Raw genomic sequence first — 26,539 nt, 5'->3', positions numbered from 1 at the left:
AAGTTTTTTAATAAAAAAAGCCTATCTAAATTTTAGATAGGCTTGTATATTAAACTTATTAATATTATATTTCAAATATCAACTAAGATAATTCGTCTATTCCTGTTTTTTCAATTTTCATAACTATTTTATTTAATAAAATTGATTATACTCCAACGTCCTTTTTCAAATATAGAATAATATTCAATTAAATCAAAGAATTAATTCTTAATTTATTTCTTCTCAAAACTCATACCAAAGCCTTGTTTTGGAAAGATTAAACTTTTTCTATGCTTTCTATAAATTTGATTTTCAATTTCTACATGTACTGGATCAAATTTATGAATTAAACCAATATTAAAAAATGATACGCATATATCTTTAGGGTAACTTATTGCAACATCCATGTTTTTTGTGAAATGATTAAGTCGAAATAACTTGTAATTTTCATTTTTAAGTGAATATTTTCTATTATACTTAGACTCTATTTTATGTGGTCCTTTTCCTTTTATGTCCATAAAGTATCTCGAAAAGTTCTTATTGTTAACTGTTTCTGGATCTTCTTTAGTTTTTTGTGGATTACCATTAACTGTAAAATATTCTAATTCATTTACAATAGTAGAACTTTTTGCATCATCTTCTTGCGTAATTGAAGTCTCCAAAGTTAGTGTGATTTCATCTACATTTTTAGCTACTATTACATCATAACTACATGTTTGTGTATATGAAACCTCAAAGTCTTTATTTATTTTATCGATATTAATTGTTACAAAATAATCTTTGTAATAAAACTTTGAGTTAGTCGGAAAATAGTTATCTAAAATGATTTGTTCTAAATCTTTACTAATTTTTTTAAATTTTCTGTCATAAATTATTTTAGATATTTTACTCCATAAATCAGGTAAATCTCTTCTGTTTTTTATAAAATCAGTTTCGAGCATTACTTTACCAACCTCCTCTTTAAAAATACCAGTAAATTGAATTGATTTTAAAACAGATGCAAATACTCCAGAAGACAAGATTGCAATTCCTATTTTTTCTAAAACATCTTTCCACCACAAATTTGTTATATAATTACTTCCAGCTAATAGTAATATCCCTAAAGACATGATTATCAACAACCAAAAAAGATTTTTGTAAATCCAACTCCTAGTCTTTGTCCAATTCATATTTTTATTAAATATTTAAGTTGATTCTAAAACTAATGTATTTCAAAATACATCTAACTAACGCATAGATGAACATACTAGTTTAGCATCTATATTATGTATCTAAATATAGGGAGTTTATTTGAAACAATAAGAGAATTATCTTACAAAAAATTCGATATTCTAAACTAAAGTAGCTTTAATGCTTCTCAATAGCCTTTGTTACAATGACAATTAACCTATCAACTTTTCAAAATACTTAAACAAGTCGCCTTTTGTAATAACAGCACCTTGTTCAATCATTTTAAATTTGTCCAAATTTTTATCGTCGGTATACTCTTTATCAGCTTGTAAAAATTCAACATTTTCGTCCATTAAATTTTCACGCAGCCAATTATACCCCTCTTTTGTGGTAATATCCACATCATTTTTTAAGGTAAGTGCTATAACATACATTTTATCTTCAGCCAAACGAAACAAATACATATGTTGCGGAGATATGTGCTCTAAGTATTCCGCTTTATTTAAAACACCTTCCCAAATGAGATCACTAAACACATCTAGCTCCATTTCAGCTAATTCTGGCTTGTTAGCTTTAAGGTTTGTCCACTCATCTGCAGTAATAGACTGCGTTGCTAAAAAGTTTATAAACTCCTGATGTAATTCTTCAAATTGCTCTTTTGTAAGTCTTGAATATTTCATTTAAATTAAAATCAATTACAAGGTAGCTTTACGATCTCGCTTTTCAGCGGGATTAATTCAACTTACAAGTTTTAGTTCGTTTGTTAACTCCAAAAACTTGAGTTTCATTAAAAAATGCGCTCCTAAATTAAGAGCGCAAATTTAAGAATATATATGTTATAATCTCTAGAATATATAACGCAAACCAAATTGCATTTGCCATCTGGAAGCTAAACTAGAATCAAACCCAAACGAATCCGTTAAAGTTTCATCAAAAGTATAAACTGGAGTGGCTCCAGATGTATCAACACCTATAGGAGACATATTGTTTGGTTGTTCAACCACGCCCCAATCGGAATTAATTAAGTTTCCAAAATTAAGAATATCAATACTTAACTGTAGTGTATTTGTTTTATCTCCGCTTACATTAAATTTAAAATCCTGTAAAATTTTAACATCCCATCGACTTCTCCAAGGCGATAAAGCGCCATATCTATCAAAATAACGTCCTCTGTTATCGCTTAAATAATCATCTTGCTGAATAAATCTTTCAAAAGCTTCCGCTTGTCCTGGTCCAGAGAACTGCATTTGTTGTACTTCATTTGCCGTAGGGATATAAATAAGGTCATTATTCTGAAAAGAACTATCACCATTTATATTCCCTGCATAGGTATAATTAAAACGTCCACCTTGTGCATATTCACAAAATGCAGAAATCGTAGTTGCCATTTTATCATTTGCATAGGTCCAATTTTTACTTCCAACACCTATAAAACGATGTGTGTCTCCATATTTAGAATAAGACAACACATCATTATTAGCATTACCTAAATTAGGGTTAAAATCGAAAGCATCACCTGTAATTTCAGCTTCTATAGAATTTACATCTTTAGCATTTAAATAGTTATACGCTACACTAGCGTAAATCCCATTTTCAAAAGTCTTCTGAGCTTTTAAACTAGCATTCCAAATACGCCCTTTATCTGAATTTGTAAATACATAGGCATTATTACCTCTATCGGCTGGTAAATAAATTGGTCTATTATCACCAGGCGCATTAAGCGTACCTGATGGATTTCTTAAGCCCCAGTTTTGCACATGAGCACCGTTGATGTCTTTAGTATAAGATACGTCTCCAGTTAAAATGATACCATTATCAAATTTATGATCTGCCCCAATATTAGTTCGCCATACTTGTGGCCATTTAAATTCTGGATCAACTACCTGATAAAAGAAGAAATCTAGGCCTTGTACCTGGTTTCCTAACCATACAAACGGAAAACGACCAGTAAAGACACCTGTACCACCTCGTATTTGTGTTTTACTTTCTCCATTAACATCCCAGTTAAAACCTAAACGCGGAGAAATAAGAAATTTATTGTCTGGTAATTTCCTTGAATCTATTAAAGTTTCCTGATTTGTGTTAGGATTAAAATAAGGAATTGTAGGATCGAAAGTAAAAGGCTTCCTTGCTATATTTTCATCAATTTTATCTTTGGTATCAAAATATAATGGTTTATCGAATCTAATACCATAAGTTAATTTAAAATTATCGTTTACATTCCATTCGTCTTGTACATAAAATGCTAATTGTCCAACATTCGTTTCTGCTAAAGACCATCCGTCGCCAGCAGCCAAAGCATTATTAGCGTTAAAAACATTATCAGCATTAGCTAATGCAGCTGCTAGTGTACCATCATTTACATCTGTTAAAAAAGCATTTAAGTCAGGATAAGCTGCAAATGCTCCCACTTCCTGATTAAAATCACCATCTTCATCATAACCAAAAGCTCCCAAATTAAAAGAGTTATCAAATTGAAATTTTTCAAAAGAAAATCCAATTGTAAATGTGTGACTCCCCTTAACTACGTTTAAATTATTAGTAAGTTGAATCACTTTTTGATCTAATCTATTATTAATAGAAAATGGTTCATGACCAGCAATAATATAATTAGAACCACTTCCATCTTGAATAGTAATGGCTGGTGCTGGTGCAGACAATGGGGCTCTAAAATCATCAAAATGAGTATAACCTATCTGTAATTTATTAGTCATTTCATCAGATAATGTCGAATTTAGCTCTAATTGTACTGATTGTATCCCATTATTTATTTCGTATCCTGAGTTTTCAAACTGAAGTGTTGTAAAGCTAGGCCCTCTAACCCCTAAAGCGGTAGGATGTGCTGGTTTTTCTTTAGATGCATTCAAAAAGTTATAGATAATAGCTAAACGGTTATTATCATTAATATTCCAATCTAGTTTAAAAATTCCTTTGGTAGATTCGGATCCATAAGTAAATCCTTCGTAAGCACCTGTATCATATCCTAATGTTGCCAAAGCATTTGATACACTCATTAAGTCGCTTGCAGTAACTCTAGATTCATTAACGGCTCCAGAACCTGTATTAGGTATCCATCCGTTGGTTCCTAAATCTGTTCTATCATCTTTTTCAAAATTGGCAAAAAAGAACAACTTATTTTTAATTATAGGGCCTCCAATACTAACACCATATTGTACTTGTTCTAAGTCAGGTTTTGTAACATCTTCTCCTTTTATCTTTCCACCAGTTAAATCCTGATTCCTAAAGAAACCATAAACAGTACCGTGAAATTCATTGGTACCACTCTTAGTTACTGCATTTACCGAAGCTCCTGTAAATCCAGATTGCGTAACATCGTATGGCGCCGTTGATACTGATATTTGATCTATGGCATCTAACGAAATAGGTTGTGCCCCCGTTTGTCCCCCTGGAGTAGGTGCATCTAAACCGAAAGGGTTGTTAAAAATAGCCCCATCCAAAGAGAAGTTATTATACTGATCGTTTCTACCTCCAAAAGAATTCCCACTTGCAGATGGTTCTAATCTAGTAAAATCTGCAGCCGATCTTGAAATAGTAGGTAAACGTGTTAATTCACGTCTCCCTACACTAGTTTCAGCCCCTGTACGGTCACTACCAAAAGTTCCTGTGCCTCCACTTCCCTGAATAACGACAGCATCTAACTGCTCATTGTCTTCTATAAGAACGACATTCAGGTTTTGAGTTTTCCCCAAGCTTAGGAATATATCATTATAAGTCTGATTCTGAAAACCAACAAAACTTATAGTAATTGAGTAAGGCCCTCCTACTCTTAAATTTAATAAGTTAAATCGACCGTCAAAATTTGTTGCTGCTCCATATTTAGTACCTGTAGGTGTATGGATAGCTACGACATTCGCACCAGGGAGAGGATCGGAATTTTTATCTAAAATTAGACCTTTAATGTTTGATGTTGTAACCTGCGAAAACGCAAGAAGTCCAAAAAACAAGAAAAACATTGTGAGGGTAGTTTTTTTCATTTGAGTTTAGTTTAAGTTAGTCAACTATGCATGCATAGTAATTATTCAAACAAAAATAAACAAAAAAAAGCCATTCATAAGAATGGCTTTACATTATATAAAAGTTTTATCAGCTAATTGTTAATACTTTTAGTTTGCTTGAGCAATAACTTCAAAAGGTAAATCAACAGATACCTCTCTATGTAAACGTATCATTGCATTGTATTTTCCTGTACGTTTAATAGTAGTTACTGTTATGAATTTTTTATCAATAGACTGTCCTTCTTTTTCTAGAGCTTCAGCGACATTAATATTATTCACAGAACCAAATAATTTGTCTCCAGTACCAACTTTTGCAGCTATTTTAATTTCTAATGCTTTTAAAGCTTCAGCCGTTTTATTAGCATCGTCGACTATTTTCTTCTCTTTAAAAGCTCTTTGCTTTAAATTCTCTGCTAATACTTTCTTAGCAGAAGAAGTAGCAAGTATAGCTTGTCCTTGGGGAATTAAAAAATTTCTACCATAACCGTTCTTAACTGTTACAACATCGTCTTTAAATCCTAAATTTTCAACGTCTTGTTTTAATATAAGTTCCATTGTTATCGGTATTTTATTTTAATAAATCTGCTACATATGGCATTAAAGCTAAGTGACGTGCTCTTTTTACAGCTACAGATACTTTTCTTTGATACTTTAAAGAAGTTCCTGTTAAACGTCTTGGTAAAATTTTACCTTGCTCGTTTACAAACTTTAATAAGAAATCCGGGTCTTTATAATCTATGTATTTAATACCAGATTTTTTGAAACGACAGTATTTCTTTTGTTTGTTTGTCTCAATGTTTAACGGCGTTAAATATCTAATTTCTCCGTCTTTTTTTCCTTTTGATTGTTGTTCTATCGATGACATAATTAAGCTTTTTGTTTAAGTTTAACTCTTCTTCTCTCTGCCCATGAAATAGCATGTTTATCTAATGCAACAGTTAAGTAACGCATAAAACGCTCATCACGTCTAAACTCAACTTCTAATGCATTAATAACTTCTCCTGGTACAGTGTACTCAAATAAGTGATAGAAACCACTTTTCTTGTTTTGAATTGGGTAAGCTAATTTTTTAAGCCCCCAATCTTCTTTAGCTATCATCTTAGCGCCGTTAGAAACAAGAAAATCTTCGTATTTCTTTACTGTTTCCTTTATCTGATCTTCAGATAAAACGGGATTTAAGATGAAAACAGTTTCATAATGATTCATAAAAATCTATTTAATTGTTAAAAATTGGGTGCAAAAATAGTTAATATATACATATAAAACAACAATAATTCTAGGATAATATATCTTAACAAAATATTGTTAAAATTATGTTAAAATAAACGCTTTAACGATGATTTTTGGTTTTTAGCCGAATTTTTTGTACTATTGTCGATATCTTAACCGAAATAATATAAAATGTTATGACATTAAACTGTGTAGTAGTAGACGATTCGGCAATACAACGTCTCTCTATAGTTAAGTTAGTAGAGAATCATCCTTCACTTAACTTAATTGCGGAGTACAGTAGTGCCTTAGAAACTAAAAATGGTTTAAATACGCATCAAGTAGATTTAATTTTTTTAGACATTGAAATGCCAGTGTTAAATGGATTTGAACTTTTAGACGTATTAAACAACAAACCTCAAATTATTTTTGTAACCGGTAAAACCGAATATGCTTTTAAAGCATTTAATTATGATGCTACCGATTATTTACATAAACCAATTACAAGAGAACGCTTTAACACCTCTGTTGACAAAGCTTTAGAGCAACATAGATTGACTTTAGACTTTAACGAAGAGGAAGGTGAACATATTTTTGTAAAGAGTAATCTTAAAAAACGTAAAGTTTATATTAAAGATATTAAATGGATCGAAGCACTTGGTGATTATGTAAAACTAGTTACAGAAGAAACCAGCTTAGTAGTATTATCTACAATGAAGTCTTTCGAAGCTGAATTACCTGAAGGTAAATTTTTAAGAATCCATAAATCATACATTGTTAATCTTGATAAAATAGACAGATTTAACAGTAAAAATGTTGAAGTTGGAGCTTATGAAATTCCTTTAAGTAGAAATAAAAAGACTCAGTTAGTTGACGCTTTAAATAATATTTAAGATCTACTAACTAACCTAACCAACAAACCGAATTAAATTAAAAGTTATCGACATTTAAAATTATTTTTACCGACCGAAAATCTTTTATACTTGAAAAGCTATTATTTACTTTAATGATAGCTTTTTTTGTTTTTGATAATGAATGTTCCTTTGGGATCTTGACTAGAATATTTTTATGAAATTGATTTCTTATTCTAGAAATTGGCGGTGATTCTGGGCCCAAGACATTGTCTTTAAAAAATTGTCTTAAAGACTTTGCAAACCAAACCGAAGCTGTATCTACCCTATTATAGTCTTTGTGCTTTAAAGTAATTTTTATTTGTTTGTAAACAGGTGGGTATTTATAATTATAACGCTCATTCATTTGTTCGTTAAACATCTCTATATAATTATTAGTAGACACTTGCTGCAAAATATTATGATACGGGTTATAGGTTTGTATTAATACTTTACCTCTCTTATCTGTACGTCCTGCCCTTCCAGAAACCTGTAACATCAATTGAAAACTTCGTTCGTGTGCTCTAAAATCAGGAAAATTAAGCATATTATCTGCATTCATAATACCAACCAGTTTTACATTTCTAAAATCCAGTCCTTTTGTTAGCATTTGCGTTCCTACTAAAATATCTATTTCTTGCTGCTCCAGAGCTGTAATGATCTTTTCATATCCATATTTACCTCTTGTGGTATCTAAATCCATACGTGCTACTTTATAATCTGGAAACAATAATTTCGCCTCTTCTTCAATTTGTTCGGTTCCAAACCCTTTAGTATCTAATTCGGAACTACCGCAAGCCATACAATCTTTTATCATAGCCGAATTATAACCACAATAATGACAACGTAATTGGTTTCTGTATTGGTGATAGGTTAAACTCACATCACAATTAGGGCATTGTGGTGAATTACCGCAAGTATTACACTCTACAATGGGAGAAAACCCTCGTCTGTTTTGAAATAATATAATTTGATGCCCTTCCCTTAATGTTTCTGTCATTTCTTCGATAAGTCTATCACTAAAATGCCCTTTCATTAGTTTCTTTTTGAACTTTTCTTTAATATCAACTAGCTCTATATCTGGCATTAAAACATCATTGTATCGCTTTGTTATTTCTACAAAACCATACTTATTTTGCTTAGCATTAAAATAACTTTCTAAACTTGGTGTAGCAGAGCCTAAAAGTATTTTTGCCCCGTGCATATTCGCTAATACCACAGCTGTATCGCGTGCATGGTAACGTGGTGCAGGATCAAACTGCTTAAAAGATTGCTCATGCTCTTCATCAACAACAATAAGACCTAGATTATCAAATGGTAAAAAGATAGAAGAACGCGCTCCTAAAACTATTTTCGCTTTTACGGAATTATTTAAAACATGATTCCACACCTCAACACGTTCGTGAGATGAATATTTAGAATGAAAAACAGCTACCTGTTCTCCAAAATAATTCTGTAATCGTGTAATTAATTGCGCCGTTAATGCTATTTCTGGTAATAAATAGAGTACTTGCTTCCCTTGGTTTAAAACGTCTTCAATTAACTTAACATATACTTCGGTTTTACCAGAAGAAGTCACTCCATGTAACAATGTAACTACGTGTTTAACAAAAGCGTTCTTTATTTCTTTTAGAGCTGTTTCTTGATACTCATTAAGGTTTTTAGTAGCTTCATTGTCTTCTCCAGAATATTGAACACGATCCGTTTGAATATAGTATTCCTCAAGAATCCCTTTATCAATCAATGATTTTATAATCGCCGTTGATGCGCCACTTTCTGAAGATAAATCTGAAACTTTCACCGGCTTTTTTGTAGTAGCTGAAACAGAAAACAAAGTTAAAATCACCTGTCGTTGTTTTGGCGCTCTATTTAGATCTTCTAATAATTGTTGAAGTGCCGTTTCTGAAGAAAAACTTGCACCTAGTTTTACATAACGAACCAGTTTTGGCTTATACTTTTCATAGACTTCTTCTTCTACAGAAATAGCCTCTTTTTCAATTAATCGCTTAATAACCGGTAACACATTCTTTTTATCAAGGATATTAGAAATATCATGAATTTTTAAAGACGATTGATGGTGTAATGCTTCATAAACCAAAAATTCATCATCTTTTAATATGCCTTCATCAATGTTTTTAATAGTATTTTTTAAAATAACGGTTTCGCTTTCTAAAATAAATGCACTAGGTAAAGCAGCCCGCATCACATCCCCTAGCGTACACATGTAGTAGTTAGAAATCCATTGCCACAATTGTAATTGCTTTTCATTTACAATAGGGGAATCATCTAGAATTTGCTGAATGTCTTTTGCTTCATAAGCTGTGGGAGCTTCCTGATGTATTTTATAAACTATTCCTGTATAAATTTTAGACTTTCCAAAAGGTACAGCAACACGCATACCAACTTTTAAAAAATCAGCTTCAGACGCTGTTACATTATAAGTAAATAGCTTTTTAAGCGGAACAGGAATTATAACGTCTATAAAAAAGTTCAAAGAAAATGTCTGTTTTTTTTAATTATTAATTAACACGCTCCCAATATTGGGTTGCATATAAAAAGGCAATATACCCTCTTACTTGTAAAATATTAGGATTATTGGTTAGCTTTAATCTACAATCATATTACAACTTTTTTAAATCTTAACATTGTTTGCGCAATTTATTCAAGGAGGCATTTAATTCGTAACCTAACAACAAAATATTAGCGTTAAGCCACAAATAAAATAACAGAATTAATAACGCTCCAATAGAACCATATAGTTTATTGTACTGTCCAAAATTTTCAATATAAAGCCCAAATAAATAAGACGATAAAATAATGAGTAATGTTGTAAATAATGCTCCTACAGAAAAGAATTTTGAATGTTTTCCTTCCTGAGTACCAAAATAGTATAAAGTTGCTGTTGCCAGATATACCATAAGAACGAAAAATGCATATTTAGCAATATCTGTCCACAATACATTTTGACTTTGCACCTGATAGCCCTTATTTTCTAAAACATCTAATAATTCTTGTACGACATATATTTGAAAATACCCTAAAACAGCTATAGTGACAATAAGTAAAAACGCTAGTATTAATGCTATACTTAATGCATACAAATATTGTTTAAAAAAATTCCGGTTTAATTGCTGGTGATATGAGTTTTCAAAACCAGAAAACACAGCGTTTACACCATTTGCCATCAAAGCTATCGATAATATAAAAACTGATGATAATAGACCGCCTCGTTGTGATTGATCAATATTTTCAAAAATATTTTCAAAGAAAAAATCGGATGTGTTTGGTGGTAAAAAAGATTCTAAAAAGGTTAAAAACTCAATTTTAAAATCATCTATCGGCACATATGGAATAATGATTAAAACAAATAATAAAAAAGGAAACAGTGCCATAAAAAAACTAAAGGCTATAGCACTTGCACGAGTTGTTAAAGCACCACGTACAATACCCGTAATATAAAGTTCTAATAAATCGTAAAACGATAAACCTTCAAGACCTGGTAATTTTAATTTCTTGAAAACTCGCACCAAGACATTTATTACTGGAATCTTATCAAGTTTGTCTTCAATGGGCTTGGTCATTCATTTAGTATAAACGTCTAAAAGTTTATTGTTTAATACACAAAAAACCTAAACTAATTTGAAAGTAATAAAAACTAATTTACAGCTTTTAAACTTAAATCCATGTTATGAACAGAATGTGTTAAAGCACCACACGAAATATAATTTACGCCACATTCTGCATAATGCCTAATAGTGGTTTCATTTATGTTACCAGAAGACTCTGTAAGGCATTTATTCCCAATCATTTTTACAGCTTTTCTGGTATCTTCGTAGTCAAAGTTATCTAGTAGAATTCTATAAATACCATCAATTTTTAATATTTCTTCAACCTCCATTAAATTTCTGGCTTCCACCATAATTTTTAAATCTTTATTGGTTTCTCTCAGATACGACTTAGTCATTTCAATGGCTTTTGTAATTCCTCCTGCAAAATCAATATGATTGTCTTTAAGCATAATCATATCATATAATGCAAATCTGTGATTTTCTCCGCCACCAATAACTACTGCCCATTTTTCCAATACACGAATTCCTGGAGTGGTTTTACGAGTATCAAGAATTTTAGTGTTAGTTCCTTTTAATAAATTAACAAACATTCTTGTTTTAGTAGCAATCGCACTCATACGTTGCATAGCGTTTAACACCGTTCGTTCTGCTTTTAAAATAGATTGTGAAGACCCTTCAATAAACATAACCACATCTCCATATGTAACTTCTGTACCATCTTCAATTCTAACATCCAATTTTAGGTTTTTATCTACATAAGCAAGTACTTTTTTAGCAAAATTAACCCCACCTATAACGCCTTTGTCTTTAACTAAAATCTTTGCTCTACCTTTAGCATTTTCAGGAATACAAGCCAAAGAGCTATGATCGCCATCACCCACATCTTCTCTTATAGCGTTTGAAATTATTGCTTTAACTTCTGTATCAAATTGCTCTTGTGTTATCATATAATTAGTCAGTTTGCAACAAAAATAAGAAATTGATTTACTAAATTAAATTTTACATTTATGAAATTTTTATTTTTTTCATATTTAAAATATGTTTTTCACAAATACTAAACAGTAATTTTGCTTTTATGACTATAAAACTTCTCGCCATTGGAAAAACTGATAACAAAAACCTTCAATCGCTAATTGATGAATATACAAAGCGTTTAGGTTTTTATATTAAGTTTTCGTTAGAAATCATTCCTGATATAAAAAATGCTAAAAATTTAAGTAAGAAACAGCAAAAGCAAAAAGAAGGTGAACTCATTATAAATAAACTTAATATGAGTGATGTTTTGATTTTATTAGATGAAAACGGTAAACAATTAGATTCTATTGAATTTTCCAATTATCTACAAAAACATATGAACTCTGGTATTAAGCAGCTGGTTTTAGTTATTGGCGGACCTTATGGGTTCTCTGAAGATGTTTATAACAAATCAAATGGGAAAATATCATTATCTAAAATGACATTTTCCCATCAGATGGTACGTTTATTTATTATTGAACAACTTTACAGAGGCTTTACTATTTTAAAGAATGAACCTTATCATCACAGATAATACCAATTGAATTTTAGTACATGACAAAAATTAAATAAAAAACCGTTTTCTACATAGTATATTAAAACCTTACTAAATTTCGATAATATCGAAATGTATTTACAAAAAATATTAAGATTCCTTGCCTGCCGGTTTATCAAGCCAAGGACATGACAGGCAGGTTCACTAAACTCTGATGATAAAATATATTACTTTTTAGACCTATTCGTTATCCAAAACAGTTTCCTCTTAAATATATTAATCCCTCTCAGACAAGTTTTCCTCCTTTTAAGGTAAGTTTTTTCTTCTATGTTTGAATAAAATAATATAAACCTTTGGGGTAAACATATTTAAATAGACAAGCTAACCAGATTGTTCTACCATCAAAACCGTAATCTCCATTGGTGTTTACAATATCAAAATTCAAGTTATTTAACTTTAGTGCCGAAGTATAAGAAAAAATCAAAATAGTTCAAGCACTCAAGATAAATTTATAAGATTTATTAGTGTCAATATAAACAGAAATTGTTTTAAAAATCATTTTACCCTTCAAAACTACCCCTGAATTGGACTCACGAATAGCAAATTCGAGATAAAGATATAATATATAGTCAGGGGTAAGACCGAAAACCTGTAAAAACGAGTAGGTCATTAATTTTTTAAATATTTATATTATGAAACGTCAATCTTTAAAAACAACTTTGTACGCCTTTGTTTTTACGCTGGCCATTGTAGCTTCTTTTGCTTTTAAGCCTTCTCCAAATGATGTACCGGATGATGTATATATCCAGAGAGGTAGTCCTCTTGAATGTGATCTAATCACAATGTCATTACCTTATAATTGTTCACTTGACAATTGGGGGGCAAATTGCACGATATCCGTTTTAGGGATAAGCCATGACCTGCATTCCAGAGCCTGGGGTCTTATATGTATGGAGGCATATAGATTAAAATTGTAAAGTCTTACTATGGAGGGTGTCTAAAAAGTCTTTATAATTTTTATTTGTCAGGTCGAGCCTGTCGAAACCAATTATTGATTATCAGCAATTTAAATATATTTCAACAAAGTCTGTGCTGAGCGTAGTCGAAGAACTCAATATGACATCGAACTTACTTTTTAGCCACCCTCTTATTTGCATTGTTGTAAGTATTTAAATATCAACATAGACAAATACTCAAAACCGTATTATAATAGTATGATGATATTACTAAAAAATCGACAAGGTTCATTGATAAAATGGATCTAAACATTAAGGAGTATCAGAAAACCAACTTCCAACAACATTTGTAAACATTTCTTGTACAATCAATCATCATAAAAAAACGAATTCCTAGCTATATTTTATGCCGTTAATAAATCATTTTCACCACAAATGCTATGAAAACCTATAGTAAGTATAAAAAGATTTTATTAGAATTTATTTGTATGTTGCTCATACTGTTATTTGTATATGCAGCAGTAAGTAAACTTTTGGTTTTTGACCAATTTAAGATTCAAATAGGGCAATCTCCCGTGCTTACTACTTATACTGCCTGGGTTGCTTGGGGAGTCCCTTTTATTGAGATCGTAATTTCGTTAATGTTAATCATTCCACGATTTAAGTTATTGGCCCTGTATGCTGCCTTTACACTTATGATCATGTTTACATCCTATATTCTTATCATTTTAAATTTTAGTGATTTTATTCCCTGTTCTTGTGGGGGTGTTTTGGAAAAATTAAGTTGGACCGAACATTTAATATTCAATATCATCTTTGTCGCTCTTGCCCTTATTGGCGTTATGATATTAAACCAAAAAAAGAATAACAATACTTCACATATGATACATAAAAAAGCATATACTATCCTTTCTGCTTGCATGGTATGTGGTATAGGGACAGTATCCTTATTATTTTTGCTTTCAGAACACAAACTCCACCGAGATAATAGTTTTACAAGGCGGTTTGCCGGCCATCCCGCAATAAAAGCCAAACAATTGGATTTGACTTACAATTCGTATTATATTGCTGGAGCCGACCAGGGAAAAGTATATTTGGGAAATAGTATCGCACCATTTCATATGGTTACTTTAGATACGATACTTCAGAACAAAGAAACTATTCAATTGACTTTAGACCAGGACAGTCTCCCGTACAAATCTATGCAACTTCGGGTAATTCCACCCCATTTCTTTCTTATGGATGGTGTTATGCCTTATGTTTTTAGGGGTAGTACGACTGATTGGAAAGCACGTTCTGTTATGAATAAGCCTGCTTATTTCTCACATGTCGAACCTATAGATTCCGTGAGTTTGATTATTAGAGGTATAAGCAGCGAGACCAGGGAAAGTATCTTGGGCAAGATAAACCTTTCTGGAAGAGGGAGGATAGACCTTTCCCGCAATCTGCTACAAAAACAAATTGATGGTATTTTTGACACCGACGGTATCTTACTATATAACCACCAGTTACAAAAATTGGTGTATACCTATCATTATCGTAACCAATTTATTGTTGCTGATACCGATCTCCAACTAAGTCACCTTGGAAAGACCATAGATACTATAAGCCATGCGCAAATAAAAGTAGGAACTATAGCCTCTAAGAATCAAATAAAAATGGCTGCGCCCCCACTAATGGTAAACAAAAATAGTGCGACCTATGGCAATTATCTTTTTGTAAACTCTAAATTAATAGGAAAATATGAGCCTATTCATATATGGAAAAAAGCTTCTATTATTGACGTATATAATCTTGTGGATAACACTTACGAATTCAGTTTTTATGTCCATCACCTTAAAAAAGATAAACTAAGATCATTTCGGGTACTCCATGATAAATTTATTGGGCTTATTGGCAATCATATAGTGACTTACCAACTCAATACGAATCTGTTTAAGAATCTTTCACCTAATCCGAAAGAGAACATAGATAGTACTTCAAATAAAATAAGTTCTGCCTTTGCAAAAACCGATATTGACTATTAAAAAGATTTTTGGTGTAACAAAAAAAATAACAACCTTATAAACATAATTGGCTAGTTCATTTCGAATGCAGTGAGAAATCACACCATTTTATTAATACTAAACCTGTATTAACATCAATTCGATTCACTATAAATTGATAATCAGTATTTTAAAATATTTCAAAGAAGAAACCTAGTCATTCAATTCCGAACGCTATCGAAAACAAAATATATTTTGTTTGAAGATATAAAGCGGAGCTTTCGAGGAGCCTGCCAGCAGGGAATCTCATCATAGTGAGATGTCTCGTCACTCATGCTTCGCTCTGTCGACATGACAAACATTTGTATGTCAGATATTAACTTATTTTTTTGAGTATTGTTTACGCCGAACTTGACGTTGTATTATGTGATATCTCAATCGTACCTCTTTTCGATATGACTTAGTCCATGACAAAGAGCGCAGTCTAAACCTATTTAAACTTGTTAGGTTCTATAAACCTTTTCGACTTCGCTTCTTTAGATAGACTTTCGATATATCTCAAAAGGATGAGATTCCTCCTCGTTACCTTGTTCGGAACGACACAACCCCTTTCATCGCAGCAACTAAACCATTGATTATCAATATTTAAAACATCAATACAACATTAAACGTACATTACAGCTAGTCTTTTAGTAGCCTTCATTCTGCGGTAATAAATTTGGATTAAGCGTTAACTCCAGATCTGGAACAGGTAACAATATATGAGTATCTTTCCAATTGGGTTTGATCGGTGCCAATATTTCGGCGGCTTTTCCCATACGTTTTAAATCGAACCAACGATGGCCTTGCTCTGTAAACAATTCTACACGACGCTCTTGTAAAATGGCATCCAACAATTCATCTAATGTAATAGCAGTTGTATTATTCAATCCTGCTCGGTTTCTAACAACATTTATATCGGCTTGTGCTCCAGAAATATCACCTAGATGTGCTCTCGCTTCGGCACGAATTAAATATAGTTCTGCCAAACGCAACTGTACCGAATATTCCAATGAACTATCCGTATTGCCTGATTCCTTATATTTGAAAGCATGGTACCAAGTTTCTGTATTTGTAGCATTACTAACTTCTTTTATCCAGGAGGATTGGCGCAGATCTCCAGGTTCAAATGCATCAAACAAGAGATCGTTCATAGCAACATCAAATGGAGGTACAGTAGTAAATATGAACCTTTTTCCCTCGCCAGTATTATTACCATCCGCATTTGGCTTAAACTGCCAAATCGTTCCTGAGGCCTCTTTTAAAAAGACCTTGTTCAAATCGGGTTCTAAAGACCCAAACTTAGTAACAACCCTATCGGCCATCGCCTCTGCCAGATCCCATTGTTGAGAATATAAATAGGCACGAGCAAGCACCGCTTCAGCCACTGCGGCATAGGGACGTATACGTTCTCCGCTAATATCCTCATCGGGCAACAAGTCTACAGCCAAATTTAGGTCTCTTATAATATGACTGTATACCAAAGCTCTCGGCGCACGTTTTACGTCTCTATTGACTAAATAATCTGTCTCGGTAACATAAGGGATGTCCCCAAAAAGCTCCACAAGCAATAAGTGCAGATAGGATCTTACAAACAAGGCTTCACCTTTAAATTGATTCTTATCTTCCAAAGTCAAATCTAACGAACTCTCAACATTCGTTATAACCCCATTGACCGTATAAATTTGGGTATAGGCACTGTCCCACAAATCTGCTACAATTAGGTCGTCTGACTGTACGGTATGGTTTTGGTAATTCTCTAGTGCCTCTTCCCGATCGAGTAGGTAATAATCCAACTCATCGGTGTATAGCCCCATAGAGACATTTAAACCGTCACCAGATACCAGTCCACTGGTCCTCATTTGATAATAGACAGCACGAATCGCAGAATTCGCCATAGATGCATCCTTATAAATGGACTCTGTCGATATTAAGTTTTTTGGTAGATCTACCTCTACAAAATCTGTACAGGCTGTTAAGCACCCCATCAAAATAGTTAGATACAATAGATTGTATTGTTTTATAGTCAATATAAAAAACCATCGATAAGGTACTGTTTCTCTGTGTTTAAATCTCATGACGTCTATTTTTTTAATATTAAAAACTCAGTTCCAGCCCTAGTGTAAGGTATCGTAAAACTGGAAGCGTTATCATATCGCCTGAATGTTCCGGATCTGCCTTTAAGGATTTTGTAATAGTGAACAGGTTCTGCCCTTGCACATATATACTGGCATCCAGTCCAGAAATACCCACTTTAGGAATAGCATAGTTTAAAGAAACATTTCTTAGCCGGATAAAAGAGGTATCTGTATACCGAGCATTACTATTACGATAATTGGAATAAGCAGTGACCGCTTCTGCACCCCGAACACTACTACCTATAGTATAGCGCTGTACCGAAACTTCGTCTCCTCCCTTCTGCCAGCGATTTAATACTAATGCATGTTGATTAGAAAAACCACCGGGATGATTTGAATCATAGAAAACATCGGCTCCTCTTTGTTTCTTAAACTGGAAAAAAAGCTCCAAACTTAACCTCTTGTAATTAAAAATATTGTTTAGACCTCCATGAAATTTTGGAGACGTATCCTCGATCCATTGACGATCTTCTAAGAGAGGACCGGAATCTATAACACCATTGTTATTATAATCTTCGAACTGATACATACCTGTCACTGGATTGACGCCAGTCATACGATACAGCTTTTGAATATTTAACGGCTGACCTACTACATATTGATTTGCAAAAGAAGAATATTCCAATCCATCAAATTTTACCAGCTTATTTTTGGGTATCGAAATATTAAAAGATGTAGTCCATTCAAAATCGGTGTTTTTAATATTTACAGACCGAAAGTCTATTTCAAAACCTATATTTTCCACCGTAGCATCAAAGTTGGTATTTACGAAATTAAAACCTGCCGTTCCAGGTAAAGGAATATCTAACAATTGACTTGAAGAGCGATTTCTATACCATGCCATTGTAAATAACACACGATCTTGTAAAAACCCCAACTCCAAACCTACTTCAAATTTTTTGGTTTCTTCCCAACCCAAAGTTGGATTACGTAACTTATCCGGTAATAGTATCGATCCGTCATAGCTTGCATTTTTCGGGGTCTCATAGGTGTTATAAAAGCCATAATTCCCAATATTGTCACTACCAGTTATTCCATAACTGGAACGGAGCTTCCCATAACTTAAAATTTTATGATCCTCCAAGAAGGTTTCTTCAGAAAAGAGCCAAGCAGCTCCAACTGCTCCAAAATTACCAAACTGTTTACCCGGTCCAAACCTGCTGGAGCCATCTCGCCGCCCCGTAAGGTTCAAAATATATTTTCCTGTCCAGTTAAAATTTAGCCTCCCAAATACGGCATGGTAATTATATTTGGATTCTAGATCTAATCCATCTGAGATTTTATTGGCTGCGAAAACATCCAAAATTTGATTATTATTTTGGAAACCTTCTCCCGATATTCTAAACTGGTTTGTTACACGTTGCTGGAATGTGGTCCCAACCAGGATATTAAGATTCGTATTGCCCCAACGCTTTTCCCACTTAATCTGTGGTTCTACATTCCAGGAATGGCGCGAAGCTCTATTTATAAAAATTGACGACCCTGTAATGCTTGTCAATTCTAAAACTGGATTAAATCCAGTATGTAGGGTTGCTTTATACTCTTCTCTGCGATAATCCGTATAACCTAAATTGGTTCTAAATTCCAGAGAAGGTATGGGACAATAAGAAATCACCGTACTCAATAGAAGATTCTTACTCTTTGCCCGATACTCTCCTTCTAATAGCCCCAACGGGTTATCCATTATAAATGGAACCCATCCATCCCAATTCAAATCTCCATAAACATTGTGGAGTGCTGGAGCATTAGGTGCTAGGTTATAAGCTTCTGCCGTAAGCCCACCTAACGGTAGGCGATTATCGTCTACGACATAGTTCGTTAAGACATTTATTTGAAAACGCTTGTCTGACGATTGGTGATTGATATTGCTTTGTACGGAAGCTTTCCCATATTTTGAATCTCCAGGGAATACTGTAGTTTCATTTTGATAGTTCCCACTGAACATAAACTGAGTTTGTTTACTACCTCCCGAAAAAGACAGCTGTCCCGTGTTTCGGTTAGCCGTACCTCCTATAAGCACCTTCTGCCAATCTGTATAACGATTTTGATCCCATTCAAACAAATCTGGCATGGCATCTTGTATCGGAGAAAGTATCGTTTCAAGCGCAAAGCCATCATTGGTAAGCCCTTCCAATCGCATGTCTAAATATTGCTCCGTATTTAATAATTTTATAAAGCGTGACACCCTTGCAAACCCAGTAGTAACATTAACTTTAATTTTGGTTTCCCCTGCCTTACCTCTTTTGGTTGTGATAAGTACCACGCCATTAGCACCAAGAGAACCATAAATAGCTGTGGCATCGGCATCCTTAAGCACCTCAATACTTTCAATATCAAAATAATTAATCAAACTTAACGGACCTCCTTCTGGCAAAACAGGATTAACAACAGGAGACGACAATGATTTAGAACCATAGCGGACACCGTCTATGATATACAGCGGATCTGTACCTGCATCTAGAAAGTTCTTACCACGTATCTCTATCTTAAAACCACTACCAGGAAGTCCTGTATTTTGAACAATATTGACTCCTGGAATATAACCATTCATAGCTGCCAATGGATTGGATACAGGTTGCTTTTCTATGGTTTTAGCATCTATTTTATAAACGTTCCCTGGATTCTCTCGTTGAGATCTTTTATAGTAGTATCCTACAATTTCTACAGTATCTAATTTATAAATATCTTCCTTAAGGGTTACATTAATACTACTTTGATCGCCAATGGTAATCTCCTGTGTTTTATACCCTAATGATGAGAATACTAAAACAGTTTCCGAGTGGGCAGCGATGATGTTAAACTGACCATCCAAATTGGTGATGGTTCCTTTCGCTGAGCCTTTTATTAAAACGGTGGCGCCTTGTATAGGCTGACCTTCCTGATCTAAGACGACACCAGAAAGTCTTCGCTGTTGGGTCTTGTTATCATTCATTTTCTTCTTAATTAAAATGATATTATTCTCCATGACAGCAAAATTGAAATCTTCCATTGGAAGACTCATTTTTAATAACTTTTTAACGCGAATGGCTCCTTTTTTGAGTACTATTTTAGGAAGATCTTTAAACCAAATGTCTTCATAAATGAATGAATAATCCGTCTGTGCATAAATAATATCGAATACTTCATAAACGGTTACCTCCATGGTTGAACCTATGACAACCTTGGTATTTTGAGAGTATGTATGCTTTGGTATAAAACTGAACAATGTGATACACATCAACAATATAAATCTGCGCATAATAAGTTTTGAGAGTGTTTTCTTAAATAAAAAACATGGGTTAGTTTGATTGCTTTTTTTAGTTAACTTTTTAATTAAGTAATTAACATTAAAAAAGAGGAATGTAGCCTCATACTGTTTATGTATAAGCTACGTTCCTCCTTTATGTATTTGAGTCTGCCTTATTTTATATTCATTTTTACTTGTTCAATTTTTATATTTCAAAATAGTTATGTCTTTTTCATAAGGTTAGTTTTTGTTTTTTTATTAAACTAAAGATAAACCGATTTACCTTTCATTTATATTATTCTTCATCTTTTTCTTACTATTTGACTACTTCCAAATGACTCATTAAGCACTAGTCTTTAGTTTTCTCAAAACTTTTTATAATGCTGTCCCTAATCTAAAAGGGCGAAAACGGTCTAGAATTATTAATTCTCTCACTTAATAATAAATATAAACCATTCCCGTTCCCTTTTTGAAATTGCTGCCTTATTTTATTTGTTTTTTATGTGCTTCCATACTATCACGTTAACTGGTTCGTCGTCTTCATATTTTTTTAGTTTCTATAATCTACTGAATCGTAGATATTTGAAAAAATACAAACCTTTCGTTAAATGACTTGCATCGATGCCTTTAATCTGTAACACCTTTTGCCTTAAATTATTATACACTCGTATAAACTTTAAACCCGAGACATCTTTTATATGCAACATATACGATACCGAGTTTGGATCATTATCATTAGACCATGTTTGTTGAAAAGAATTGACTGATAAATCATCATATTCAATCGCAGATTCCTTTACTGTAAAGGACATGGCATTAATACAATTTAGGCCAACAGAGGTGAGATTTGGGGCTTCACCTCTTATTGAACCTGGGGATAATTCAAGTCTAGAACAACCTGATAAGGTTACGGCAATATCATCTATTATTTTTGTGATATTATCCCTGTTGTTATTAGTATTCTGATCAAAATCGAATAGTGTAAATAAAATTATATTTGCTTTCATGGCTAGGGCTATTTAATTGTTAACTTATTATTTAATTTATGTAAAAACCAAACAGTCAGCTCATTCTTTAAAAGTGTTGCAGGTTACTTTTACATGCCGTATTCTACTTGATGGTTAATGTCTTACCTTTTATATTATAGTCATTGATACTATTTGCGTATTTAATTGATGACAGAATCTCTTCTATTGAAAAGCTTTTTTGGAATGATATCGTAAATATTTTGTCTTCAGCATTTTTGTTTTCAAATATCACTTCCATGTCGTACCAACGGGAAAGCGTTTTCATGATACCTTTTAAGGTCTTGTTTTTGAAATTAAACTCGCCTTTTTTCCAGGAAACTTCTTTATACGTATTGTCAATTTTGGTTATGTTTATGTTATTATTTTGGATATTTAGATTTAATTGTTGGTTAGGCTCAAGGGATTGTTTTTTATCTTGGTAGTTAACAACCACCTTACCTTCTACTAATGTCGTATAAATGTTTGCCTCATCTTTATAGGCTTTGATATTAAACTCAGTTCCTAAAACTTCGACTTCCTGAGATTGATTGTACACCTTAAACTTCGTACCATTATGTAATGTACTTGATGACACATCAAAATAGGCTTCGCCATAAACAAGTTCTACTTTCCTAGTTTCTAAACCATTAAATACTACTGGATATTTTAGTTGGGATTCAGAATTTAGCCAAACTTTAGTGCCATCTGATAATTTTATTTGAAATTGCCCTCCTCGAGGAACCGTTAGTGTATTATAAGCAATTTCTTTTGTTCTTGCTTCTGTATGATCTGCCTGTCTGGCTAGTAGATATATTATTTCTTCACCATTGCTAGTGATATTGTTTGCTTGGTAAATCTGGCCTTTTTCTAAACGCACTTCAGAACCATCTTCTAATGTTAAAATGGCTTTGTCCGTGCCTATTACGATATTGTTTTCTGCTACAATTGCTGTATTAATTAATTCATCATTTTTATTTGAAAGAAGCGTGATACTGAGTAAAAGGATTATAGATGCTGCTATCCCACTATACCAATAAATCATTTTTCGTTTGGTATTACTTTGCTTTTCACTACCGATTATCGCTTTCCAGGCTTTTTGCTTATTTAATTTATTTTTAAGCTGTAAACGTTCTTCTCTTTTATTTTTATTAGTAACACTAAAAAGGATATGTTTCTTATCATCTTCGGTAAGTGTATTAAATGTATCTAAATCGATGGAAGTTTCATCTTTTAATAGAGAAGTAACAATCTTCTCCGAAAGTGGTTTTATTTTATCTGAATTGTCCATAAATTAAAGAATTAATAGTCACTGTATATATTAATGACGTAAAGAAAAAGAAAGGGAGGGGTAAAAGATTAAAAAAAATCATTTACTTCTTAAGTAATTCCTAAGTAACCTGACATTTTTCGGAGTTTTTTATAGGCCACTTTCTTATGATCCTTGACCGTATTAACGGATATGTCCATTTCATCAGCTATTTCTTTGTTTGTATAACTTTCAATGCTTAATCTCATAGCCTCAGCACATTTATCAGGTAGTAATTCCAATGCTCTTTCAACAAGACTTGATGCTTCTATTATAACAGCTTCCCTTAAAAAGTAACTTTCTGTTTGTAGGGTTTCTAAATCCTCCGAAGAATAAGTTTCTACATCTTTAGCATATTTACTTCTCAAAAAATCAAGAGACTTATTCTTTACTGCTGTATAAAAGAATCCTTCAATTTTGTTTTTATTTTTAAAGGGCACCTTGTTCTCCCATGCTTTTATAAAAACATCTTGAACGATGTCTTCAGAGAGGGCTAAATCATTAACATACTTATTAGCAATAAGACATAATGATTCATACAGACGATTGAAAATATTTTCAAACTCCTTCATAGTTAACTCGTGTGTCTTGTTTTGATCCATCTATTCGTTAAAAAAAGTTCTTAAAAGGAACCTCCATTTTAAATAAGAACGGTCACTATATCTTTGGGGATATTAAAATATATCTTCCAGAAGCTTGATAATACAATTATCAGTGTTTCTAGAATAATAAAGAATTTCTTGAAACCAACTATTCTCGAAGCATAGCCATAGAGATATTTTGCTGGTTTTATACCCAATCAAATTGAGCACAGGTTTTAACCTTTTGGGTCAAAACACAAAAAATTCTGTAACAGAGCCTTGAACTTAAAAGATAAGACTTTAATAAAGCTATCAACTAAAGTTAGAGCGTGTTGATAACATCATTTCTATTTAAAAATAAACGCTATGCCAAGCTAAATGACTATAGATGCAGCTATCGCACTATATCAATAAATCATTTTTCGTTTGGCATATCTTCGCTTTTCGTTACCTATGATAATATTTCGGGCTTTCTGATTATTTAATTTATTTATAAATTATAAACGTTCTTCCCTTTTATTTTTATCTGAACTGTCCATAAATTAAAAAACAATAACGATTGTAAACAATTACATACAATTGTATACAACTATAACGTAAAGAAAAAGAAAGAGAGGGGGTGAAAAATTAAAAAAGTTTTATTTAATTCTTAAATAGCCTAAAGTTTTTCGGAATTTTTGATAAGCAATCTTTTTATACTCCTTGACCGTATAAACGGATATGTTCATTTCTTCGGCTATTTCTTTGTTTGTACAACCTCCAATACTTAATCTCATGACCTCAGCGCATTTATTAGGTAGCGATTGGATTGTTCTTTCAATAATATCTGATGTTTCTAATACAATAGCTTCCGATAAAAAGTAATTTTCCGTTTGTAGAGTTTCTATATCCTGTGGAGAATATGCCTTAACATCTTTGGCATATTTACTTCTTAAAAAATCGAGAGATCTATTTTTTACAGCAGTATAAAAAAACCCCATTAGCTTATCTTGATCTCGAAAAGAAACCTTGTCCTCCCATACTTTTATAAAGACATTCTGAACGATATCTTCAGAAAGGTCTAAATCATTAACATACTTATAAGCAAAAAGACATAGTGAGTCATATAGACGATTGAAAATATTTTCAAACTCCTTCAAAGTTAACTCGCGTGTCTTGTTTTGATCCATCTATTCGTTTTAGAAAAGGTTCTTAGAGGTATACCCTTTTTTAATAAGAACGATCACTGTGTCCTTGGGGAGGGATAAAAAATACGTCTTCAATAAACTTGCTAATATAATTAAAGTTTTTCCTGAAAATAAAGGATTTCTTAAAACGAATTACCTCCGAGGCTTTACCTCGGAGGCAACTATTTTTTTGTGTTGTCATTCCTTAAATGACAACAAAATTGCTTTATGTAATAACACTAAGCCCTAGTCACGGATTTATTCACTTGTAAAATTTGAGTGCTATAGAAACAAATTATAAGGTATACTTTAAGGCTTAATTGGTATTCGTTATAAATGCTCTAATTCCAATCGCTCTTTCTTAGTAAGTTTAGCTACCACTAAACGATAAGAAATATCTAACCATTCATATAATATTTTATCAGAAATTGAACCATCAACCACAACTCTACTCCAATGTTTCTTACTAAAATATGGAGGTTCTTCTAAAGCATCATATTGTAAACGAAGTTCTTCTATAGTTTCTGGTTCACATTTAATACTAAAGCTATCAAATGTATTTATATCGGTAGCCGTAAACATTTTACCTTTTACTTTAAAGACGAGAACATTAGGCAACTTAGAAAACGGAATAGACTCAGTCACTCCCTTTTTAGATAAACAATACAATCTATATTCTTCAATATTCACCTTATAGAATATTATATCGCCTTAATGCGTTTTAAAAACTTCTTTTCTTTTTTCCAATTGGCGCTCTAAATCTTTAATAGTCTCTCTTACAGATACTTCAAAATTCCGTTCATTAGACGTAGCAAAAATTCGAGGTCCAGGTAAACTTAACTCTATATTACAAATTTTACCTATATCATGTTCTTTTTCATCTTGTTTAAAATGCACACTAGCACTTATTAAAAACTCATATCTGTTAAATATTTTTTTTAATTTTTCTTCTGTGAAAGTCGAAAGTGTTTCACTTACATCTACACCTACATACTGAATGTTTACTGTCATAATTATTTCTATTTTTAATATTAGAATTCTGATCTAAGATACTTGTTTTCTAAATAATTTTTAATAACAAAAATCATAAAAAAGTTATAAAATATTTTTAATTATAAATCAATATAATAGTATTTTTGAAAACTTAAATCCGTTTCATTTATGCAACTTGTTTTCGCGACCAACAATCTTAATAAAATAAAAGAGGTACAAGAACTGATTCCTGATCATATTAAATTATTAAGCTTAAATGATATTGGCTGTTTTGAAGATATTCCAGAGACTCAAAATACAATTGAAGGCAATAGTATTGAAAAGGCTAATTACGTAAAAACCCATTATGGATATGATTGCTTTGCTGATGATACAGGCTTGGAAGTAGAAGCATTAAACGGAGCACCAGGAGTTTACTCTGCTCGTTATGCTGGCGAGCAACGCGATGCTAATGACAATATGAATAAATTACTGACTGAGTTAAACACAAAAACTAGTAGAAATGCACAATTTAAAACAGTTATAACATTACAGCTTAATAATAAACAACACACCTTTACAGGCATATGTGAGGGAGAAATAACGCACGTTAAAAAAGGTAAGCTTGGTTTCGGCTATGATCCCATTTTTAAACCTAAAGGATACCAGCTAACGTTTGCTGAAATGGACTTGACGCTTAAAAATCGTATTGGCCATCGAGGAAAAGCTATTCTTCAATTAGTAAACTTTTTAAACTCCTAATCCTTAAAAAATCAGGTATAAAAAACCAAAAATCATGTTGGTGGTTAATATTCTTTAT

General features: G+C 32.4%; 22 protein-coding genes. 5 read left to right on the top strand and 17 right to left on the bottom strand.

Annotated features, from left to right (window positions below; genetic code table 11):
- Positions 1-212 precede the first annotated feature (212 nt).
- From EM932_RS00270 to rpsF, 6 genes are all read right to left on the bottom strand, one after another.
- On the bottom strand, positions 213-1,148 hold the full coding sequence (locus EM932_RS00270; protein WP_135874298.1) for a hypothetical protein: 936 nt from the start codon (positions 1,146-1,148) through the stop codon (positions 213-215).
- A 213-nt stretch (positions 1,149-1,361) separates the two neighbouring features.
- Positions 1,362-1,829 (bottom strand): DUF6495 family protein, encoded by a 468-nt coding sequence (locus tag EM932_RS00265; RefSeq protein WP_135874297.1) that lies wholly within the window; start codon positions 1,827-1,829, stop codon positions 1,362-1,364.
- A 165-nt stretch (positions 1,830-1,994) separates the two neighbouring features.
- Positions 1,995-5,144 (bottom strand): TonB-dependent receptor, encoded by a 3,150-nt coding sequence (locus tag EM932_RS00260; RefSeq protein WP_135874295.1) that lies wholly within the window; start codon positions 5,142-5,144, stop codon positions 1,995-1,997.
- Between the two features lie 129 nt (positions 5,145-5,273).
- On the bottom strand, positions 5,274-5,720 hold the full coding sequence (gene rplI, locus EM932_RS00255) for a 50S ribosomal protein L9 (RefSeq protein WP_135874293.1): 447 nt from the start codon (positions 5,718-5,720) through the stop codon (positions 5,274-5,276).
- A 13-nt stretch (positions 5,721-5,733) separates the two neighbouring features.
- Positions 5,734-6,030, bottom strand: coding sequence for a 30S ribosomal protein S18 (gene rpsR, locus EM932_RS00250; RefSeq protein ID WP_019388303.1), 297 nt, complete (start codon positions 6,028-6,030; stop codon positions 5,734-5,736).
- Positions 6,031-6,032: 2 nt separating this feature from the next.
- Entirely contained in the window at positions 6,033-6,371 is a 339-nt protein-coding gene (gene rpsF, locus EM932_RS00245; RefSeq protein WP_135874291.1) for a 30S ribosomal protein S6, read from the bottom strand.
- Between the two features lie 200 nt (positions 6,372-6,571).
- On the opposite strand from rpsF, the gene EM932_RS00240 reads away from it, so the two are divergent.
- A complete protein-coding gene (locus tag EM932_RS00240; protein WP_102754690.1) occupies positions 6,572-7,267 on the top strand; it encodes a LytR/AlgR family response regulator transcription factor in 696 nt (231 codons plus the stop codon).
- A 37-nt stretch (positions 7,268-7,304) separates the two neighbouring features.
- Here the strand turns inward: EM932_RS00240 and priA are convergent, their stop codons facing one another.
- The 3 genes from priA to nadC form a co-directional block, all read right to left on the bottom strand.
- Positions 7,305-9,758, bottom strand: coding sequence for a replication restart helicase PriA (gene priA / locus EM932_RS00235; RefSeq protein WP_135874289.1), 2,454 nt, complete (start codon positions 9,756-9,758; stop codon positions 7,305-7,307).
- Positions 9,759-9,903: 145 nt separating this feature from the next.
- Entirely contained in the window at positions 9,904-10,845 is a 942-nt protein-coding gene (locus tag EM932_RS00225; protein ID WP_135874287.1) for a YihY/virulence factor BrkB family protein, read from the bottom strand.
- A gap of 74 nt (positions 10,846-10,919) precedes the next feature.
- Positions 10,920-11,780 carry a carboxylating nicotinate-nucleotide diphosphorylase gene (nadC, locus tag EM932_RS00220; RefSeq protein WP_135874285.1) on the bottom strand — a complete coding sequence of 287 codons (861 nt, stop codon included), beginning with the start codon at positions 11,778-11,780 and terminating at the stop codon, positions 10,920-10,922.
- Between the two features lie 128 nt (positions 11,781-11,908).
- Between nadC and rlmH the strand changes: the two genes are divergently transcribed.
- The 3 genes from rlmH (at position 11,909) to EM932_RS00205 (ending at position 15,326) form a co-directional block, all read left to right on the top strand.
- On the top strand, positions 11,909-12,382 hold the full coding sequence (gene rlmH, locus EM932_RS00215) for a 23S rRNA (pseudouridine(1915)-N(3))-methyltransferase RlmH (protein ID WP_135874283.1): 474 nt from the start codon (positions 11,909-11,911) through the stop codon (positions 12,380-12,382).
- A 653-nt stretch (positions 12,383-13,035) separates the two neighbouring features.
- Entirely contained in the window at positions 13,036-13,320 is a 285-nt protein-coding gene (locus tag EM932_RS00210; protein WP_135874281.1) for a hypothetical protein, read from the top strand.
- 419 nt (positions 13,321-13,739) lie between these two features.
- Complete coding sequence (locus EM932_RS00205) at positions 13,740-15,326, top strand: MauE/DoxX family redox-associated membrane protein (protein WP_135874279.1); 1,587 nt, start codon at positions 13,740-13,742, stop codon at positions 15,324-15,326.
- 647 nt (positions 15,327-15,973) lie between these two features.
- Here the strand turns inward: EM932_RS00205 and EM932_RS00200 are convergent.
- The 8 genes from EM932_RS00200 to hpf form a co-directional block, all read right to left on the bottom strand.
- Complete coding sequence (locus EM932_RS00200; RefSeq protein ID WP_246040831.1) at positions 15,974-17,140, bottom strand: RagB/SusD family nutrient uptake outer membrane protein; 1,167 nt, start codon at positions 17,138-17,140, stop codon at positions 15,974-15,976.
- Positions 17,141-17,420: 280 nt separating this feature from the next.
- The gene (locus tag EM932_RS00195) at positions 17,421-20,699 is read right to left on the bottom strand and encodes a SusC/RagA family TonB-linked outer membrane protein (RefSeq protein WP_135874277.1); all 3,279 of its coding nucleotides are present in this window, start codon (positions 20,697-20,699) and stop codon (positions 17,421-17,423) included.
- A gap of 545 nt (positions 20,700-21,244) precedes the next feature.
- Positions 21,245-21,694: a hypothetical protein gene (locus EM932_RS00190; RefSeq protein WP_135874275.1), complete on the bottom strand. Its 450-nt coding sequence runs from the start codon at positions 21,692-21,694 to the stop codon at positions 21,245-21,247.
- A gap of 103 nt (positions 21,695-21,797) precedes the next feature.
- Positions 21,798-22,982, bottom strand: a complete 1,185-nt coding sequence (locus EM932_RS00185) for a FecR family protein (RefSeq protein WP_135874273.1) — start codon at positions 22,980-22,982, stop codon at positions 21,798-21,800.
- 89 nt (positions 22,983-23,071) lie between these two features.
- Positions 23,072-23,602 carry an RNA polymerase sigma-70 factor gene (locus tag EM932_RS00180; RefSeq protein ID WP_135874272.1) on the bottom strand — a complete coding sequence of 177 codons (531 nt, stop codon included), beginning with the start codon at positions 23,600-23,602 and terminating at the stop codon, positions 23,072-23,074.
- Between the two features lie 617 nt (positions 23,603-24,219).
- Positions 24,220-24,750 (bottom strand): RNA polymerase sigma-70 factor, encoded by a 531-nt coding sequence (locus EM932_RS00175; RefSeq protein ID WP_135874269.1) that lies wholly within the window; start codon positions 24,748-24,750, stop codon positions 24,220-24,222.
- A 327-nt stretch (positions 24,751-25,077) separates the two neighbouring features.
- Complete coding sequence (locus tag EM932_RS00170; protein WP_135874267.1) at positions 25,078-25,437, bottom strand: MmcQ/YjbR family DNA-binding protein; 360 nt, start codon at positions 25,435-25,437, stop codon at positions 25,078-25,080.
- A 21-nt stretch (positions 25,438-25,458) separates the two neighbouring features.
- On the bottom strand, positions 25,459-25,758 hold the full coding sequence (gene hpf, locus EM932_RS00165; protein WP_135874266.1) for a ribosome hibernation-promoting factor, HPF/YfiA family: 300 nt from the start codon (positions 25,756-25,758) through the stop codon (positions 25,459-25,461).
- A 150-nt stretch (positions 25,759-25,908) separates the two neighbouring features.
- Between hpf and EM932_RS00160 the strand changes: the two genes are divergently transcribed.
- On the top strand, positions 25,909-26,481 hold the full coding sequence (locus tag EM932_RS00160; protein ID WP_135874264.1) for a non-canonical purine NTP diphosphatase: 573 nt from the start codon (positions 25,909-25,911) through the stop codon (positions 26,479-26,481).
- Positions 26,482-26,539: the final 58 nt, after the last annotated feature.

Source organism: Flavivirga rizhaonensis, assembly GCF_004791695.1.
GTDB classification, from domain to species: domain Bacteria; phylum Bacteroidota; class Bacteroidia; order Flavobacteriales; family Flavobacteriaceae; genus Flavivirga; species Flavivirga rizhaonensis.
This window is presented reverse-complemented; position numbering and strand designations above follow the sequence as displayed.